Source organism: Amycolatopsis sp. DSM 110486 (assembly GCF_019468465.1).
Lineage (GTDB): Bacteria > Actinomycetota > Actinomycetes > Mycobacteriales > Pseudonocardiaceae > Amycolatopsis.
In genome coordinates, this window is sequence record NZ_CP080519.1 from 3328995 (window position 1) to 3345742 (window position 16748).

18 protein-coding genes and 1 riboswitch are annotated in these 16748 nt (G+C 70.6%); of the genes, 7 read left to right on the top strand and 11 right to left on the bottom strand.

The window, feature by feature from the left end:
• Nucleotides 1-7 precede the first annotated feature (7 nt).
• Genes K1T34_RS16100 through K1T34_RS16115 form a run of 4 tightly spaced genes read right to left on the bottom strand, consistent with a single transcriptional unit; the run spans nucleotide 8 to nucleotide 4095 of the window.
• Nucleotides 8-793: an ECF transporter S component gene (locus K1T34_RS16100; protein WP_220245072.1), complete on the bottom strand. Its 786-nt coding sequence runs from the start codon at nucleotides 791-793 to the stop codon at nucleotides 8-10.
• A complete protein-coding gene (locus tag K1T34_RS16105) occupies nucleotides 790-2388 on the bottom strand; it encodes an ABC transporter ATP-binding protein (protein WP_220245073.1) in 1599 nt (532 codons plus the stop codon). The genes K1T34_RS16100 and K1T34_RS16105 overlap by 4 nt, the downstream gene beginning before the upstream one ends.
• Nucleotides 2385-3461, bottom strand: a complete 1077-nt coding sequence (locus K1T34_RS16110) for a CbiQ family ECF transporter T component (RefSeq protein ID WP_220247231.1) — start codon at nucleotides 3459-3461, stop codon at nucleotides 2385-2387. The genes K1T34_RS16105 and K1T34_RS16110 overlap by 4 nt, the downstream gene beginning before the upstream one ends.
• On the bottom strand, nucleotides 3451-4095 hold the full coding sequence (locus tag K1T34_RS16115) for a hypothetical protein (protein WP_220245074.1): 645 nt from the start codon (nucleotides 4093-4095) through the stop codon (nucleotides 3451-3453). The genes K1T34_RS16110 and K1T34_RS16115 overlap by 11 nt, the downstream gene beginning before the upstream one ends.
• Nucleotides 4096-4108: 13 nt before the next feature.
• Nucleotides 4109-4244: riboswitch (cobalamin riboswitch) on the bottom strand.
• A 43-nt stretch (nucleotides 4245-4287) separates the two neighbouring features.
• Between K1T34_RS16115 and K1T34_RS16120 the strand changes: the two genes are divergently transcribed.
• From K1T34_RS16120 to K1T34_RS16130, 3 genes are all read left to right on the top strand, one after another.
• Entirely contained in the window at nucleotides 4288-5184 is an 897-nt protein-coding gene (locus K1T34_RS16120; protein ID WP_220245075.1) for a Gfo/Idh/MocA family protein, read from the top strand.
• Nucleotides 5185-5441: 257 nt separating this feature from the next.
• Nucleotides 5442-6101, top strand: coding sequence for a VanZ family protein (locus K1T34_RS16125; RefSeq protein ID WP_220245076.1), 660 nt, complete (start codon nucleotides 5442-5444; stop codon nucleotides 6099-6101).
• A gap of 192 nt (nucleotides 6102-6293) precedes the next feature.
• Entirely contained in the window at nucleotides 6294-7037 is a 744-nt protein-coding gene (locus tag K1T34_RS16130) for a GNAT family N-acetyltransferase (protein WP_220245077.1), read from the top strand.
• On the opposite strand, the gene arfB is transcribed toward K1T34_RS16130, so the two are convergent.
• The 7 genes from arfB to K1T34_RS16165 form a co-directional block, all read right to left on the bottom strand.
• Nucleotides 7034-7462 (bottom strand): alternative ribosome rescue aminoacyl-tRNA hydrolase ArfB, encoded by a 429-nt coding sequence (gene arfB, locus K1T34_RS16135; RefSeq protein WP_255638540.1) that lies wholly within the window; start codon nucleotides 7460-7462, stop codon nucleotides 7034-7036. The genes K1T34_RS16130 and arfB overlap by 4 nt on opposite strands.
• Before the next feature lie 35 nt (nucleotides 7463-7497).
• A complete protein-coding gene (gene purM / locus K1T34_RS16140) occupies nucleotides 7498-8568 on the bottom strand; it encodes a phosphoribosylformylglycinamidine cyclo-ligase (RefSeq protein WP_220245078.1) in 1071 nt (356 codons plus the stop codon).
• 30 nt (nucleotides 8569-8598) lie between these two features.
• Entirely contained in the window at nucleotides 8599-10125 is a 1527-nt protein-coding gene (purF, locus tag K1T34_RS16145; protein ID WP_220245079.1) for an amidophosphoribosyltransferase, read from the bottom strand.
• Between the two features lie 225 nt (nucleotides 10126-10350).
• Nucleotides 10351-10722 carry a hypothetical protein gene (locus tag K1T34_RS16150; RefSeq protein WP_220245080.1) on the bottom strand — a complete coding sequence of 124 codons (372 nt, stop codon included), beginning with the start codon at nucleotides 10720-10722 and terminating at the stop codon, nucleotides 10351-10353.
• Nucleotides 10709-10948, bottom strand: a complete 240-nt coding sequence (locus K1T34_RS16155; RefSeq protein ID WP_220245081.1) for a DUF397 domain-containing protein — start codon at nucleotides 10946-10948, stop codon at nucleotides 10709-10711. The genes K1T34_RS16150 and K1T34_RS16155 overlap by 14 nt, the downstream gene beginning before the upstream one ends.
• Nucleotides 10949-11375: 427 nt before the next feature.
• Nucleotides 11376-12254, bottom strand: a complete 879-nt coding sequence (locus K1T34_RS16160) for a helix-turn-helix transcriptional regulator (protein WP_220245082.1) — start codon at nucleotides 12252-12254, stop codon at nucleotides 11376-11378.
• A 186-nt stretch (nucleotides 12255-12440) separates the two neighbouring features.
• Nucleotides 12441-12821 carry a sterol carrier family protein gene (locus K1T34_RS16165; protein WP_220245083.1) on the bottom strand — a complete coding sequence of 127 codons (381 nt, stop codon included), beginning with the start codon at nucleotides 12819-12821 and terminating at the stop codon, nucleotides 12441-12443.
• Between the two features lie 58 nt (nucleotides 12822-12879).
• Here K1T34_RS16165 and K1T34_RS16170 point away from each other — a divergent pair, with 58 nt between their 5' ends.
• From K1T34_RS16170 to K1T34_RS16185, 4 genes are all read left to right on the top strand, one after another.
• On the top strand, nucleotides 12880-13557 hold the full coding sequence (locus K1T34_RS16170) for a type VII secretion system-associated protein (RefSeq protein WP_220245084.1): 678 nt from the start codon (nucleotides 12880-12882) through the stop codon (nucleotides 13555-13557).
• Between the two features lie 211 nt (nucleotides 13558-13768).
• Nucleotides 13769-14584: a lysozyme gene (locus K1T34_RS16175; RefSeq protein ID WP_220245085.1), complete on the top strand. Its 816-nt coding sequence runs from the start codon at nucleotides 13769-13771 to the stop codon at nucleotides 14582-14584.
• A gap of 172 nt (nucleotides 14585-14756) precedes the next feature.
• Nucleotides 14757-15653, top strand: coding sequence for a lysozyme (locus K1T34_RS16180; RefSeq protein WP_220245086.1), 897 nt, complete (start codon nucleotides 14757-14759; stop codon nucleotides 15651-15653).
• A 216-nt stretch (nucleotides 15654-15869) separates the two neighbouring features.
• Complete coding sequence (locus tag K1T34_RS16185) at nucleotides 15870-16745, top strand: hypothetical protein (RefSeq protein ID WP_220245087.1); 876 nt, start codon at nucleotides 15870-15872, stop codon at nucleotides 16743-16745.
• The last annotated feature ends 3 nt before the right edge of the window (nucleotides 16746-16748 follow it).

Sequence of the window (16748 nt, forward strand, 5' to 3'; positions counted from 1 at the left end):
CGTTCGCTCAGGGTCGGGTGAACGCCGCTCGCCGAGCCGCGCGGCGCAGGATCGTGAGGATGGCCGGGCCCAGGACCAGGATCGCGACGAGGTTGGTGATCGCGCGGCCCGTGTCCCAGCCGAGTGTGGACGTCAGCACGGTGAAGACCAGGAACCGGTGCAGGTTCGCGCCCAGCGGCGCGCCCGGCACGAAGTCCAGCGCCGACGTGCCCGCGAGGAACGGCCACGTGAACATGCTCATCGCGAGCCCGTAGAAGTACGCGGCCACCACGCCGTAGACGGCGAGCAGCGCGATCTCCCAGCGGCCGCGCACACCCCGCGGCAGCAGCCCCGCACCCAGGCCGACCAGCGAAGACGCGAGCATCTGGAACGGCAGCCACGGCCCGACGCCGCCCGTGAGCAGCGCGGACGCGAAGAGCGAGGTCGCGCCCAGCACGAAGCCGAAGCCCGGGCCGAAGACGCGACCGGCGAGCACGAGCAGGAAGAACACCAGCTCGATGCCGCCCGTGCCGGCGCCGAGCGGCCGCAGCGCCGCGTCGACCGCGGACAGGACACCGAGTAGCGCCAGCGCCTTCGCGTCGAGGCCGCCGCTGGACAGTTCGGCGAGCAGGATCAGGATCAGCACCGGCAGGGTCGCCATGAAGATGAACGGCGCGTCGGCCGTGTGGCCCGAAGGCGGCGTGGACACGAAGAGCGGCCAGCAGAACATCGCCAGGCCGAGGACCACGGCGAGCACGAGCACGGCGGCGGTTCGCAGCCGGATCCGCACGGCGGGCCCGAGGAAGTCCGTCACCTCAGCGCCTGCTCGACCTCGGCGACCGTCAGCCATTCCTGCGGCGCCAGGACCTTCGCGACCTGCGGTGCGAACGCCGGGGACGACACGACGACGTCGGCAGTCGGGCCGTCGGCCACGACCTCGCCTTCGGCCAGCACCACCACGCGGTGCGCGGCCACGGCGACGAACTCGACGTCGTGCGTGGCCAGCAGGATCGCGTGGTCTTCGGCGGCCAACGCGGCCAGCACCGAGGCGAAGTGGCGCTTCGCGGGGTAGTCCAGGCCGCGCGTCGGCTCGTCGAGCAGGACAACGGGCGGCGCGGCGGCCAGCTGCACGGCCAGCACCAGCGCGAGCCGTTGTCCTTCCGAGAGGTCACGAGGGTTCGCAGCCGCGGAGACACCCGAAACCAGCCGGTCCAGCAGTGTCCGGGCCGTGCCCGCGGCGGCGCCCGATTCGACGTCCGCCTGCCGGCACTCGGCGGCCACAGAGTCGAGGTACAGCAGGTCGGACGGCGTCTGCGGCACCAGCCCGACACGCGACCGCGCCGCCCGCGGCCGCACCGACGCCGGGTCCGCCCCCAGCACGTCGACGGTCCCGCCCGAGCGCGGCCCACTGCCCTGCAGCGCCCACAGCAGCGAAGACTTGCCAGACCCGTTGCGCCCCATCAGCGCGACGACCTCGCCCCGGCCCAGCCGCAGGTCCACCCCACACACGGCCGCTACGCCCCCGTAGCGCACCTGCACCCCCTGCGCGGTGAGTGCGTCCTCCGCAGGCACGCCGGCCGCGGCCGGGCGGGTCACCGACGAGAGCCGCTCCCGCAACGGCCCGGCCCGCCGTCGCGCGTCCCGCACCGAGAGCGGCAGCGGCGACCAGCCCGCGAAGCGGCCGAGCTCCACGATCGGCGGCGCCACGTCGGCGTCTGCGAACACCTCCGCCGGCGGTCCGGACCGCACGGAACCGTCGCCCGGCAGGTAAAGCAGCCGGTCGGCGTACTGCGCCACGCGCTCCATCCGGTGCTCCGCGACGACGACCGTGGTGCCGAGGTCGTGGACCAGCCGCGTGATCGCGGCCAGCACCTCCTCGGCGGCCGTCGGGTCGAGGGCGGACGTCGGCTCGTCCAGCACGAGCACGCGCGGGTGCGCCGTCAGCACGGACCCGATCGCCACGCGCTGCTGCTGTCCGCCCGAAAGCGTCCGAAGTGGACGGTCGCGCAGCTCGGCGATGCCCAGCAGGTCGAGCGTCTCCTCCACGCGCTTGCGCATGACGTCGGGCGCCACGGCCAGCTGCTCCATCGCGTACGCGAGCTCTTCCTCGACGGTGTCCGTGACGAACCCCGCGAGCGGGTCCTGCCCCACGACGCCGACCACGGAGGCCAGCTCACGCGGCGGGTGCGTGGCCGTGTCCAGGCCGTCGACGAGCACACGCCCGGCCAGCGTCCCGCCGGTGAAGTGGGGCACGAGCCCGTTGATTGCGCCGAGAAACGTCGACTTGCCGACCCCCGTGCGTCCGGCCACGAGGCACAGCTCGCCTTCCTCCACCACGAGGTCGACGCCGCGCAGCACCGGTGAGGAAGCTCCGTCATAGGTGACGGTGACCTGTGAAAACTCGATCATCGTGCCACCTGGGCGACCGGCAGCGGCCGCGGCGCGAGCCACGCCGGCAACACCGCGATCAACACGGCCAACGTCGGCAGCAAGGGCAACGTCGGCCAGCTCGGCGGGCTCACCGACGTGGCCAGCTGCGCCGGCGGAGCAGCCAGCAGCAGCCCCGCCGACGCGACTCCGCACAGCACCACCAACGTCTCCGGCAACCGCCACGGATCAGGCCGGTACGCCGTCCGCTGGATCCGCCGCCCGCCCAGCACGAACCCGGCGGACGCCACGGCCAAGCCCGCCACCAGCATCGGCACGCCGAGCCAGCTCGACGACCCGTCGAGCACCCCGTACACCCCGACGGCGACCCCGAACAGCCCCGCGAGGACGCAGGTCGCGATCAGCACGCGCACGCGCTGCGCGAGGTAGCCGCGCCGGCCGTAGCCGCGCGAGTCCATGGCCGCTGCCAGCAGGAGCGAGCGGTCCATCGCGTCCGCGAGCACCGGCACGAAAACCCCCTTCACGAACCTCAGGCCCCGCCCGCGGGCCGCCCGCAGCCGCCGCGCGCGCCGCACTCGCTGCACGCTCTCCACCAGCTGCGGCGCCACCGAAAGCGCCACCGTGACGGCCGTGCTGACCTCGGCCAACGCGCCGGGCACGGCCTTGAGCAGGCGTTTCGGGTTGGCCAACGCGTTGGCGGCGCCGACGCAGAGCACGATCGTGGCGAGCCGCAGCCCGTCGTAGAAGCCGCCGAGCAGCTCCTCGGCCGACGTCGGCCCCAGCAGCTCGATCCCGGCGGCCGCGGCGGGCAGCGGGATCGCCGGCAGCGTGAAGAGCACGTGGCCACCGTCCTCGCCGCCGATGAGGATGCGGAACAGCACGCGTGACACCACGATCACGCCCGCGACCAGCGCGTACACGCGAAAAGCCAGCGCCCACGGCGCGTCGCCCCGGCGGTTCACCACCACGAACCCGGCCACGGCGATCACCAGCGTGAGCAGCAGCGGGTTGGTGGTGCGGCTGGCGGCGACGGCGAGCGCGAGCGCCCACACCCACCACGCGCCCGGGTGCAGAGCCCGCGCGTTACCGGGCAGCACGCCTGCGCCGCAGCCCGACGACCACACCCGCGACGACGAGCACCGCGATCACGACGAGCCCGATCACCAGGCTCCACGGGAAGCCGTTGCCGCCGGGATCCGTAGCCGCGGCCGCGGGAACAGGCGCGTTGGCCTTCCGCACCGGTGCCACCCGCGGCGGCGGATAGTCCTGGAAGGACTTGTTGTGCGCGAACGACCAGCCCTCGAAACTCCCGGCCGGCGGCTTCCAGCCCTGCACGCCGACCTGGCTCGAAGCCCACTTGCCACCGTCGGTCGCCGTCCAGAAGCTCCACGACGCGCTCTCGGGCGGCATCCCCGAGCACGACTGGTCGGCCGGTTTGCCCTCGATCTTGCAGATCAGCGCCAGGCCGTACTTGCCGACGCCCGCGAGGTCGAGGCCCGCGTTCTGCATGGCCGCCACGCCGTCGGCCTGCGGCCCGGGCGCGCAGCGGATCAGGGTGTCGCCGCCGAGATCCTGGAAGTCGACGACCACCGTCACGCCCGTGGCGTCGGGGCAGTACCCCGCGGTGCCCTTCCCGGGCACGGTCGCAGTGGCGGTACTCGCGCCGGACAGACCGGCGGTGACCAGGAGCGCGGCCACGGCAAGGAGCCGGGCAGGGAACAACTGCATCGTTGATGAACCTCGCATCGAGTCGGACCACGGCGGGCGATCCGGCTCACGGCCGCACGGGCGGCCGCTCACGGTTGCGGGTCAGCGCCGGATTCCCACCGGCTTCCCCCGATCGTGGTGTACAGCTGACCGACGTTAACCCACCGGAGGTACCCGCCGGAAGCGGCGCCGGACACACCTACACTTCCGGGCGTGGACGTCGGACAGCTGCGCATCGGCCTCGTCGGAACCGGTCCCTGGGCGACCACGGTGCACGCGCCGGGCCTGACCGAACACCCCGGCACCGAGCTCACCGCCGTGTGGGCGCGCCGCATCACCAGCGCCCGTCCGCTGGCCGAGGCCCACGGAGCCGTCGGCACCGACGATCTCGAGGAGCTGTTCTCGCTGGTCGACGCCCTCGCCTTCGCCGTGCCGCCCGCCGTGCAGGCGGAGATCGCGACGCGCGCGGCCGAGGCCGGCAAGCACCTGATCCTCGAGAAGCCCATCGCCGCCGACCTGGCGAGCGCGCAGCGGCTGGCCGACGCCGTGGACAAAGCCGGCGTCGCGTCGCTCGTGATGCTCACGCTGCGGTTCTCCCAGCAGACGCGCGAGTGGCTCGACGGCCTCGCCGCCTCGGGCGGCTGGCGCGGCGGTGGCGCGCGCTGGCTGTCGGGCGCGCTGCTCGGCGGGCAGTACTCGACCTCGGCCTGGCGCCTCGACGCGTCCGGCGGCGCGCTAGCCGACATCGGCCCGCACGCGTTCGACCTGCTCGACGCCGCCCTCGGCCGCATCACCGACGTGCTCGCGGCCCACCGCGGCCCCGATGACCTGTGGCAGCTGATGTTCGCCCACGAGGGCGGCGCCACGAGCACCGCGACGCTGTCGCTGCGGCTGCCGGTTCAGCCGACCGTCGTCGAGGTCGCGGTCTACGGCGAGCACGGCTACCGGACACTCGGCCGCAAGCCAGGCACCGCCGCGGAGTCCTACACGGCCTTGCTGGACGACTTCGCGGCCATGGTCACGAGTGGAACGACCACGCATCCGTGCGACGTCCACCGTGGCCTGCACCTGTCCGCGCTCATCGAGAAGGCGCGCGAGCTCGCCGGGTAGTACACAGGCTCGAACCCTTGTTTTCCGTTGTGGACAAGGCTTTTCACCAAGTCGGCGAAATCCTTCCACAGGGTTGTCCACAGCATCCACTATGGACGGTCCGCGCCTCGACCGAACCACGGGAAGCCGTTTCGCGCCACCGGAAAGATCACCGAATAGTGCGGCCCGCTGAGCATGCCGACTCGAACCGGCGATGCGAAGGTTGATCTTGGGAAGGCGGGAAGAAACAGTTCAGAGGGGTTCGAGAAGGGAAGCGCATGGGCGCCTTGCTGCGCGCTTTCTGGGGGATCATCCCGATCACGGCCATCGCGCTGCCGTACGCGCTGCTCTGCTGGCCCTTGCTCGCCGCACGGAGGCGGCGAAGAAGCAGCGGCATCAGCCTCGGCCACGCGTCGGCGACCGCGGCCGTCGACGTGACGGCGGTGACGATCGGCGCGCTCGTGCTCTGCCTGGTCATCATGCCCGTCGGCGCCGCTTCGGGGAGCACGCTCGATCTCGTGCCCGGTGCCGACCTCTCCGCCGCGCTGTCCGACGACGGTTCGCTCTGGCAAGTCGTCGGCAACCTGCTGCTCCTGTGTCCGCTGGGCGCGCTCGCGCCGCTGCGCCTGCGCCGGCTGCGGTCGCTCAGCCGGATCGCGCTCACCGCCTTGAGCTCGTCCGTGCTGGTGGAGGCCACGCAGTTCCTCATCCACAGCGGCCGCGTGACCTCGACCGACGACGTGCTGCTCAACACCATCGGCGCCACGCTCGGCGCCGCCCTGACCCGCCGCGGCTGGCGCTACTTCGACGTGGTGCCCGTGGTCGCGATCCCGCAGCAGGTGCGGCGGACCGTCTGCAACGCGCCTGTCCGCCTGCGCGTGCCGCGTTCGGTGTGGGACACGCGCTACGCCGGGATGAGCCACCGCGAACGGCGCTGAGTTAAATCGGTTGCCCCCGCTGGGACACTGAAAGCTCTCGGATCTTCGGACGAAGGAACGCCTATGTTTGCCGCCGCTGCTCGCGACGGCCGAGGTCAGGCCTGACGCGAGCCCGTCAGCCGTCCTTCCCATGCCCTGCCCTTCTCGGCAGCGCGCGTGGGTCTCCTTCGACCCCGAAAGGGATCACCCAGCATGTCCGCCCTTCAGGCGTATGTCCGTGCCACCGCACCCCGAGGCCGTGACGTCGAACGGATCGGCCCGTTCCTCGCGACCTTCTCCCGCACCACCGGCCACCCGATGCTCAACTACGCGATCCCCGACGACGGCGCCGAGCCGTCACCGGCGGAGATCACTGCGCTGACCGAGGCGTACGCGGGCCGCGGCCTGCAGCCCCGGCTGGAGTTCTTCACCGAAGCCGCGCCCGGCCTGGAGAAACTCCTCGTCGCGCGGGGGTACTCGCTCGAGCGGCGCATCCCGCTCATGACCTGCACCCCGGCCGACTTCGTGGACCACCCGGCACCCGCCGGGATCGTGCTCCGTGTTCCCGAGACCGACACCGACCTGCGCAGCCTGCGTTCGGCGCAGAACGTGGCCTTCGGCGCGTCCCCGGAGGTGTCCGACGCGGAGCTGGCGACCACCCGCTCGTTCGGCGATCGCGCCGTGCGCGCCGAGGACACCGCGACGGGCGCGGTGATCGGCGGCGGGTTCGCGCTGGACATCGTGGACGGCGCGGCCGAGATCGCCGGCATCGCCGTCGCCGAGGCCTACCGCCGCCGGGGAATCGCCGCCGCGATCACGGCGCACCTCACCCGCCTGGTCCACGAGCGAGGCGGCCCCACGGCCTTCCTCACCCCGGGCGACCTGGGCATCGCCACGGTCTACCGCCGCGTCGGCTACCAGCCGGCCGGCGAGTGCGTGCACCTGTCGGTGAGCTAGTCGTCGAACCGGCCGCCGCGGCCGCGTTTCACGTCGCTGCGGCGTTTCTTCGCGGCCAGGCGGCGTTCCTTCGAACCCCGGGAGGGTTTGGTGGGACGTCGCTTGGCCGGCGGCGGCGCGGAAGCCTTGAGCAGCAGGTCGGCGAGGCGTTCGCGGGCGGCGTCGCGGTTCTGCAGCTGCGAACGCTGCTCGCTGGCCGCGATGGTGATCACGCCGTCGACCAGGCGACCGGCCAGCCGCGCCACGATCCGTTCGCGCAACGGCTCCGGGATCACCGCCGACCGCGCGACGTCGAACGAGAGCTCCACGCGCGAGTCGGTGGTGTTCACGCCCTGCCCGCCCGGTCCGGACGACCGGGAGAAGCGCTCGCTCAACTCGGCCGCCGGAATCACGAACCGGGAGCCGATCACCACGTCCTCTGCCACGTCGTCCAGTCTTCCAGCCGCGACAACCGCGTTTTCTAGAACCGCGGGTGGTCGCCCGAGAGCACGGCGCGCGGGCCGTCGGGGTTGTCGGCCGGCTGCACGTCGCCGAGGATCCACGCCGGCACGTGGCGCGCGGTCAGCACGGCCAGCGCCCGGTCGACGTCCTCGGCCGACACGATCGCGACCATGCCGACGCCCATGTTGAACGTCTTCTCCAGCTCGGCGCGCTCGACCTTGCCCCGCTGGCCGATCAGGGCGAACACCGGTTCCGGCGTCCACGTGCCGCGCTCCAGCCGTGCGACGAGGCCCCGCGGCATCACGCGCGCGAGGTTCGCCTCGAGGCCGCCGCCGGTGATGTGCGCGAACGTGCGAACCTCGGTCTCGGCGGCCAGCGCCAGGCAGTCCTTGGCGTAGATCTTCGTCGGCTCCAGCAGCTCCTCGCCGAGGGTGCGGCCGAACTCCTCGACGTGCCCTTCGAGCGGCATGCGCGCGATGTCCAGCAGCACGTGGCGGGCCAGCGAGTAGCCGTTGGAGTGCAGGCCCGAGGAACCCATGGCCAGCACGACGTCGCCAGGGCGCACCTTCTCTGGCGTGAGCAGCGCGGACGCCTCGACCACGCCGACGCCGGTGGCCGAGATGTCGTAGTCGTGCTCGCCCATCAGGCCCGGGTGCTCGGCCGTCTCGCCGCCGAGCAGCGCGCAGCCGGCCTGCACGCAGCCCTCGGCGATGCCGCCGACGAGCGCCGCGATCATCTCCGGGACGACCTTGCCGACGGCGATGTAGTCCTGCAGGAACAGCGGCTCGGCGCCGGTCACGACCAGGTCGTCGACGACCATGGCCACCAGGTCGATGCCCACGGTGTCGTGCTTGTCCAGAGCCTGCGCGACCGCGATCTTGGTGCCCACGCCGTCGGTGGACGACGCGAGCACCGGCTCCTTCCACTTGTCGAGCTTGAGCGAGAACAGCCCCGCGAACCCGCCGACGCCACCGCGCACCTCGGGGCGGGTGGCGCGCTCGGCGTGGGGCTTGAGCAGCTCGACGGCCTGGTCACCGGCTTCGATGCTGACACCGGCGGCTGCGTACGTGGCGCTCGTGGACTCGCTCACGGAAGCGGACTCCCTACTGGACAAATCTGACTAGGGACGCCGGACGGCGTCTTCGGCACCGTACCCGGCCGGGCTGACCGGAGTCGCTTTGCCATTGACCGAATCCATGCTTTCCAGCAGGTGCTTGCCGATCAACGCGTCATCCGGCAGGTCGATGGGGTATTCGCCGGAGAAGCACGCGGTGCACAGGCGCGACTTCGGCTGCTCCGAGGCCGCGACCAGGCCGTCGAGCGAGATGTAGCCCAGCGAGTCGGCTCCGATCGAGCGGCGGATGCCGTCGAGGTCGACGCCGTTGGCCACGAGCTCGGCGCGCGAGGCGAAGTCGATGCCGTAGAAGCACGGCCAGCGCACGGGCGGCGAGGCGATCCGCACGTGGACCTCGAGCGCGCCGGCCTCCCGAAGCATGCGCACGAGCGCGCGCTGCGTGTTGCCGCGGACGATCGAATCGTCGACCACGACCAGGCGCTTGCCGCGGATCACGTCGCGCAGCGGGTTGAGCTTCAGCCGGATGCCCAGCTGGCGGATCGTCTGCGACGGCTGGATGAACGTGCGCCCGACGTAGGCGTTTTTCACCAGGCCGGTGCCGTACGGGATACCCGAACCCTGCGCGTAGCCGATCGCGGCCGGCGTGCCGGACTCCGGCACTGGCATGACCAGGTCGGCGTCGGCCGGGTGCTCGCCGGCGAGCCGGCGGCCGATCTCCACGCGCGTGGCGTGCACGCTGCGGCCGGCGATCGTGGTGTCGGGGCGGGCGAGGTAGACGTACTCGAACACGCAGCCCTTGGGCTCCGGGTTCGCGAACCGCGACGAGCGCAGGCCTTCCGCGTCGATGGCGATGAGCTCACCCGGCTCGACCTCGCGCACGAACGACGCGCCGCAGATGTCCAGCGCGGCCGTCTCGCTCGCCACGACCCAGCCGCGCTCCAGGCGGCCGAGCACGAGCGGGTGCACGCCGTGGGGGTCGCGGGCGGCGTAGAGGGTGTTCTCGTCGGCGAAGACCAGGCAGAACGCGCCCTTCAGCGTCGGCAGCAGCTCCATGGCCGCGGCCTCGATGCCCTTGTCGGCCGCGTTGGCTGCGAGCAGGCCGCAGACGAGGTCGGAGTCGCTGGACGAGCCGGTGAGGCCCGCGTGCGGTTTGAGGCCGGCGGCCTTCGTGCGGTCGCGCAGCTCGGCGGTGTTGACGAGGTTGCCGTTGTGCGCGAACGACAGGCCGCTGCCGGTGGCCGTGGTGCGGAAGATCGGCTGCGCGTTCTCCCAGATCGTGGCGCCGGTCGTGGAGTAGCGGCAGTGCCCGACGGCGATGTGGCCCTGCAGCGACTGCAGCACCTGCTCGTCGAACACCTGGCTGACCAGGCCGAGGTCCTTGAAGACCACGATCTGCGAGCCGTCGGAGACCGAGATGCCGGCCGCCTCCTGCCCGCGGTGCTGCAGCGCGTACAGGCCGTAGTAGGTCAGCTTGGCGACCTCTTCCCCAGGAGCCCAGACGCCGAAGACGCCACACTCCTCGCGGGGTTCCGGGTCGGGCTGGTCAGGAAGGGCGGAGGGGTCGGAAACCACCGAGGTGCTCCCAGGAAGACGTGGGCGGGCCAAGTCCAAGTGTAAGGGGTGTGAAGGCCGGTCTGGCCGTGCGCGACGTGGTTCTCCCCACTTCACGGGCTTGTGACGACCGCCCGGGGAGAGCCGTGCTCGCGTTGTGGATCTTGGTTCTCGACCCCGAACGTGAACCAGGCCCCGCACGACGTGGCTGTCCACATCGCACGGGGCCTGAAGATCAAGGGTGTCTCAGCGGGCCGCGAGCCACTTCGAGGTGCCACCGCGCCCGGGCACCCAGCACCCCTTGGCGGGGGCGAGCGCCTCGGTTTCCTCATCGGGGAGCGCGAGCACTTCGGTCAGCACCTCGGCGACTTCACCGCGGCGGCGCCACAGCCACTTCTCGGGCTCGAAGACGTTGTCCTCAGTCCCCGGCACCCGCGTGGCGACCGCGTCGTCCTCGGCGTTGAGCCGGACGACGTCCACCACGTTGTCGTGGACCCGGACGCCGACCACGGCTTCGAACTCGCCGTTGGCGTCCGTCTGGTGCACGAACTGGTACCCGCGGCCGATGAGCTCCTGGAGACCGGTTTCGACGGTCTCCAGCGCGTCAGCCGAGGACATCGTCGAATTCGCCGTCCTTCGCGCCGGCGAGGAACGCGGCCATCTCCGCACGGGTGTACACGAGCGCCGGGCCGGTCGGGAAGCGGGAGTTGCGCATCGCGATCTCGCCGGACGCCAGCGGAGCGACCTCCACGCAGTTGCCCACAGCGCCGCTGTAGCTCGCCTTGCGCCACTGGGCGCCGGTCAGACGATCGGCCGGAATGCCGTTCTCGAACCGCTCAGCCATGATCCCCACCTTCCGGGACGGTGAAAAGCTCAGGAATCTGCACGTGCATCTACCTGTGACTGGGACGCTAGCACGCGCTCATGCAGCGGTAAATGCACGTGCAGAAGTTTCTGCAAGTTTCTCACTGCGTGACGACAGACTTCAGTAGAAAGTCCCGGTCGGACGATCACATCGCCACTCGAAGGGGTGAAAAATCACGCTGGGTCGCTGTTGACGCCGGGAAAGTGGCGCTGAGCGAAAATCCGACAAACCGGCGATCCCAGCGGGTGAACAGCCGCAACAGCGTGTGAGCGCCGAGATTTCAGCGACCGTCGGTTCGACGCTCTGTGGGCGCCTCGACGCCCGGCAAAGTGACATGACGCCGGCACGCCCGCAACGCGGCCGAGGACCGCTCAGCGGCTCAGGCAGACCACGAACTCGGCGAGACTCAGATCTCCGCGCGCCGCTTGGCCAACCGAGCCCGGCTGCGCTCCGGCGTCTCCGCGTCGACGGCCAGCAGGTCGAGCGCGCGGCCGTACTTTTCGATCTCGTCGCGCTTGTCGAGGTAATGGGCGCCCGTGAGGTACTCGATGTAGGCGATGTTCGGCAGTTCCGACTCGGCGAAGCGCAGCAGCGTGAATGCGTGCTCGGCCGACAGACCGCTGCGGCAGTAGGGGAGGACCTGCACCGACACGTGCGGCAACGTGGTGACCTCGAGCAAGTACTCGAGCTGCTGCTTGAGCACCTTCGGCCCGCCGATCGGCCGGTAGAGCACCGACTCGTCGAGGACCGCCCACACGCGGGGCGCGTCGGGCCTGGCCAGCATCTTCTGGCGGCGCATGCGCAGGGCCACGAGCTGGTCGACCTTCTCGTCGGCCATCTCGGGGCGGCCGTGGCTGAAGATCGCGCGGGCGTAGGGCTCGATCTGCAGCAGGCCGGAGACGAACAGCGGTTCCCAGATCTGGATGCGCGACGCGGCTTCTTCCAGGCCGACGAGGTCGGTGAACCAGCCGGGCACGGTGTCGCCGAACTTGCGCCACCAGCCGGCCTCGTTCGACTGCTTGACCATGTCGAGGAAGGCGCGGCGCTCTTCGTCGTCCGCGACGCCGTACATGGTGAGCAGGTCGGCGACGTCGCGTTCCTTGAAACCGACGCGGCCGAGCTCGAGGCGGGAGATCTTGGACTCGGAACCACGGATGTTGTAGCCCGCTTGCTGACGCGTGATCCCGGCTTCCTCACGCAGCTTGCGCAGCTGCGAGCCGAGGATCATCCGGCGCGCTGTCGGGCCGAGACTCTGCTCGCCACCGGACGCGTTCACCGCGTTCATGACCGGGACCTTCCGTACGCCGCTCGTTTACCTGGGGGATTCCAGCCCGACTACCCAAAGTACACGTACAGAGCCAACCCGTATAGCACGGCTCGGCACGCGTCGGGTTTGTCGTCACGATTCTACGGAGAGTCGGCACCCGACGACACAGCCAGGTGAGTAATCACCGGTCAAGGCCCCAGGTGGTCAGAGCCGGACCACGGGGAGCCAGTGTGAAAGGTCGGCCCGCGAGCCCGAGGCCGTCACTCGCGCCGCGTCGAGGGCGCTGGGCCAATCGAGAAGGCCCGTCGCCAGTTCGAGCCACGTGCGGGGGTCGGTTTCGATCACGTTCGGTGGCGTGCCCCGGGTGTGGCGGGGACCCTCGACGCACTGCACGGCGGCGAACGGCGGCACGCGCACTTCGACGCTGCGCCCGGGCGCGTCGGCGGCGAGCGCCTTGAGGCTCAGCCGCACCGCGGCGGCCAGCTCGGGCCGCGCCGGATCCGGCCCGTCACCTCGCAACCAGCCCGAAACGGCCAGCACCGCCGCCCGTAACTCAGCGGGATCGACCGAACGCGAAGAGGCCATAGCCCAACAGTAGAGTGACGTCGGACGAACATTCAGCACCCGGCAGCGAGGGACGGCGATGGCGCAGCGGGACGAGGCAGATCGGATGGTTTCCCCGACCACCCCCGCGGCGCGCCGCGGCAAACCGGAGGGCAAACCCGCCACCGCCGGGCGGCACGGCCGGCGCGGACCGCAGGGCAAACCCGAAATCACCCCCGAGATGCGGGCCAACGCGCGCGCCAACCCCAACAGCTGGCTCTACGTCATCGACGAGGCCTTCGACCCGGGTGGCCCCGTGCCGTCGTGGGCCGTCGTGGGCGCGTACCCGGTGAACGCCTCGGGCGACGTCGTGCAGGACTTCCACCCCAACGATCGCTACCGGCCCTCGCCGAAGGCGCTCGGCTACCCCGAGCCCGGCACGGAGCTCGAGCGGCTGCTGCAACTCGTGCGCACCGAGCACCGCCCGGCCGAAGACCTGCCGAAGGTCATCCTCGACTCGACGCTGTTCGTCTACGCCATGTCCCCCGTGCAGCGCACGGTCATCGGCTTCCACAACACCGACGGCCGCGTGATGGTCCCCGCCTACACCGCCAAGTCGCTCGTGCCGCGCGAGTGGCCGCACGCGCGCGCCGTGCTGGGGCGCGACATCGTCGGCCTGCTCGCCGGACACCCCGTGGCCATCAACCCGCACGACGGCATCACCGCCGTCGTGCCGGCCGAGCACCTGCTGAAGGCACTGGCCGAAGAACGGCGCTGAGTTCCACTCCGGCTGAGACATTTCGAAACAGCCCGTTGTCCCGAGTGGACAGCGGGCTTTTTCGTACCCGCGACCCGTCACCCTCACGGATCCCGACCCCACCCCGACCTGCGGTCATCACTCCATCAGGTGATCACCGAGTCGCCGGAACGGCGGCTTGCGGGCATCGTTTGCCTTCGTTGGAGTACACGCGTCCGGTTGGGAGCCCAGGGTGAAGCGTCGTAATCCGCTGCTGCGCTGGAGCGCCACCGTGTGGAGCGCCGCGGTCGTTTCCGGGCTCGCGCTGTGCACCCCGGCCACGGCCGCGCCGAGCTACGAAGGCGCCGACGACCACTACGCCGGCTCGCAGATCGAGAAGTACGAGGGCGTCGCCGGCGCGCCGAACGTCGAGTACACCGCGATCGACCAGGTCCTCGGTCACGACGTGAGCGGCCACCAGGGCGCGGTGGACTGGACCGCGGCCGCGAAGGCCGGCGCGAGGTTCGTCTACGTGAAGGCCACCGAGGGCACGGGTTTCGTCAACCCGCAGTTCGCCCAGCAGTACAACGGTTCGTACCAGGCCGGGATCATCCGCGGTTCGTACCACTTCGCGCGCCCCGACGTGTCCGACGGCGCGACGCAGGCCAACTACTTCCTCGCCCACGGCGGCGGCTGGTCCGCGGACGGCAAAACGCTGCCGGGCGCGCTCGACGCGGAGTACAACCCCTACGGCGAGACCTGTTACGGCAAGGACCCCGCCGGCATGGTCGCGTGGATCCGGTCCTTCTCGGACACTTACCGGGCACGAACCGGGCGCCTGCCCACCATCTACACGTCCACGAGCTGGTGGAAACGCTGCACCGGCAACAGCCCTGCGCTCGGCGCGAATCCACTGTGGCTCGCGCGCTACAACACACAGATCGGCGAGCTGCCGGCCGGCTGGCACAGCCAGGCGATCTGGCAGTTCGCGGACACGGGTTCGCTGCCGGGAGACCAGAACTGGCTCAACGGTCCCCTCGCAACCCTCCGCGATCTGGCAATCGGGTGAACATTCGTTACGACGCTGGGAATAAGTAGTCATCTACCGATGAAAATCACCCAGGCGACCTTTTAACTTCACGGATCTTGCTGACAAACCGAAGGACGTCATCAAGAATCTCCCCCGGGCGGCTACCTGCAATAGCCGCCCTCAGCGAGGGTATCTGTGAAGGGATTCAACGATGTCCACTTCCCGAAGAGGACGGCGGGCGACCCTGCTCTCCGTCCTGGCCATCCCCACCGTGGCGCTCCTGCTCGGCTCCACGGCCCAGGCAACGGCCGCTCCTTACAACCCGGACCAATCGGCCAGTGAGATTACTGCGATAAACGCCGACATTCAGGCGCACAACCACGAACTGGGGTCCCAAATCCGCCGGGTGGAGGGCGATTCCTCAACACCGGCGTCCAAAGTCGCCGCCCAGAAGCCGCAGCTCGCGGCCGCCATCCCGAACCAGGCCCTGGCCACTGTGCCGGGCATGGACGTCGCCAGCTACCAGGGCAACGTCAACTGGGCGAGCTGGTGGAACCAGGGCAAACGGTTCGTCTGGACCAAGGCGACGGAGAGCACGAGCTACACCAACCCGTATTTCGCCCAGCAGTACAACGGTTCGTACAACCAGGGCTTCATCCGCGGCGCGTACCACTTCGCCACCCCGAACACCTCCAGCGGAGCGGCGCAGGCGACCTACTTCGTCGCCCACGGCGGCGGGTGGTCCAAGGACGGCAAAACCCTGCCGGGCGCGCTCGACATGGAGTACAACCCGTACGGCGCCACTTGTTACGGCCTGAGCCAGGCCGCGATGGGCTCGTGGATCCGCGCCTTCCACGACACCTACCACGCCAAGACCGGCCGTTGGCCCGTCATCTACACCTCGGCGAGCTGGTGGAACCAGTGCGTGGGCACGTCGCAGAACTTCTCGTCCACGGTGCCGCTCTGGGTCGCGCGGTACGCGTCGTCAGCCGGCGCGCTGCCGAACGGCTGGGGCTACTACACCGTCTGGCAGTACACCTCGAGCCCGCTCGACCAGGACACCTTCAACGGTGCCCTCGACCGGGTCCAGGCTCTGGCCAACGGCTGATCCACTCCTGGGTGACAGCTGATTCACCACTGATTCACGCCTGAGGTTCCCGGCCGCCCCTACCTGCGGGGCGGCCGGGAGCTTCGTTCTCGTCACGTCTTTTGTGCAGTGGCTCCCGACCTTGCAGAATGCACCTCACGTGGGGAGGAACCGCCGGCGCTCGCCGGTCGTCAGACCACGGCGCGAAACGGTGCACCAGGAAGGGCGGAACCGGAGATGACCTACCCACCGCAGCCAGGGCAGGGCGGCCAGCCGGACCCCTACGGCCAGGGCTGGCAGCAGCCCGGCACGGGCGGGGTTCCCCAGCAGCCGGGGTGGGATCCGAACGCGCAGCAGCAGCCGGGCCAGCAGCCCGGGTGGGACCCCAACGCGCAGCAGGGCGGCCAGCAGCAGGGCTGGGACCCGAACACGCAGCAGCAGTACCCGGGGCAGCAGCCGTACGGCCAGCCGTACCAGCAGCAGTACCCGGGCACCCAGCAGTATCCGCAGCAGGGCTGGGACCCGAACCAGCCGTACGGCGGCGGGTACGGCGGTGGCCCCCAGCCGCCGAAGAACAACAAGACCGGGCTGTGGATCGGCATCGCCGTGGCCGTGGTGGTCGTAGTGGCGCTGGGCATCACCGGATTCGTCGCACCCGGTTTCTTCCTGAGCAAGGACTCGGGTTCCACGGCGCAGACGCAGAACCAGGTGCCGCCGCCCGCGCAGTCGTCGCGGCCGCAGCTGCCCACCGGCGAACCGTCGGAGCCGGGCCTGCCGACCGACGAGACCGACATCCCCGGCACCGGTGGTGGCGGCAACACGCCGGCCGAGGGCAAGCAGGCCGTGGACGCGTTCGTCGCGAAGATCAACGCCAAGGACGGCGCGGGCGCCACGGCGATGACCTGCCAGGGCAGCGAAGCGTTCTCCAAGGACAGCATCGACGAGGCCACCACCGGCACCCCGCAGCTCAAGGTCGAGAGCTACGACGGCACCGCGACCGTCACGGCCAACCTCGACGGCAGCCTGTCCGGAAAGGACGCCAACGGCTCGGTGATCGCCACCAGCGTCGGCGGCAACTGGTGCATCGGGTTCTTCTTCGTCATCGCCTTCTGATCG

Coding starts and splice junctions, on each gene's coding strand:
- K1T34_RS16130 (WP_220245077.1), top strand. CDS start 6,294: ATGTCCGCCCTTCAGGCGTATGTCCGTGCCACCGCACCCCGAGGCCGT.
- K1T34_RS16115 (WP_220245074.1), bottom strand. CDS start 4,095: ATGCAGTTGTTCCCTGCCCGGCTCCTTGCCGTGGCCGCGCTCCTGGTC.
- K1T34_RS16105 (WP_220245073.1), bottom strand. CDS start 2,388: ATGATCGAGTTTTCACAGGTCACCGTCACCTATGACGGAGCTTCCTCA.
- K1T34_RS16180 (WP_220245086.1), top strand. CDS start 14,757: ATGTCCACTTCCCGAAGAGGACGGCGGGCGACCCTGCTCTCCGTCCTG.
- K1T34_RS16160 (WP_220245082.1), bottom strand. CDS start 12,254: ATGAACGCGGTGAACGCGTCCGGTGGCGAGCAGAGTCTCGGCCCGACA.
- K1T34_RS16170 (WP_220245084.1), top strand. CDS start 12,880: ATGGCGCAGCGGGACGAGGCAGATCGGATGGTTTCCCCGACCACCCCC.
- K1T34_RS16155 (WP_220245081.1), bottom strand. CDS start 10,948: ATGGCTGAGCGGTTCGAGAACGGCATTCCGGCCGATCGTCTGACCGGC.
- K1T34_RS16150 (WP_220245080.1), bottom strand. CDS start 10,722: ATGTCCTCGGCTGACGCGCTGGAGACCGTCGAAACCGGTCTCCAGGAG.
- K1T34_RS16125 (WP_220245076.1), top strand. CDS start 5,442: ATGGGCGCCTTGCTGCGCGCTTTCTGGGGGATCATCCCGATCACGGCC.
- K1T34_RS16185 (WP_220245087.1), top strand. CDS start 15,870: ATGACCTACCCACCGCAGCCAGGGCAGGGCGGCCAGCCGGACCCCTAC.
- K1T34_RS16165 (WP_220245083.1), bottom strand. CDS start 12,821: ATGGCCTCTTCGCGTTCGGTCGATCCCGCTGAGTTACGGGCGGCGGTG.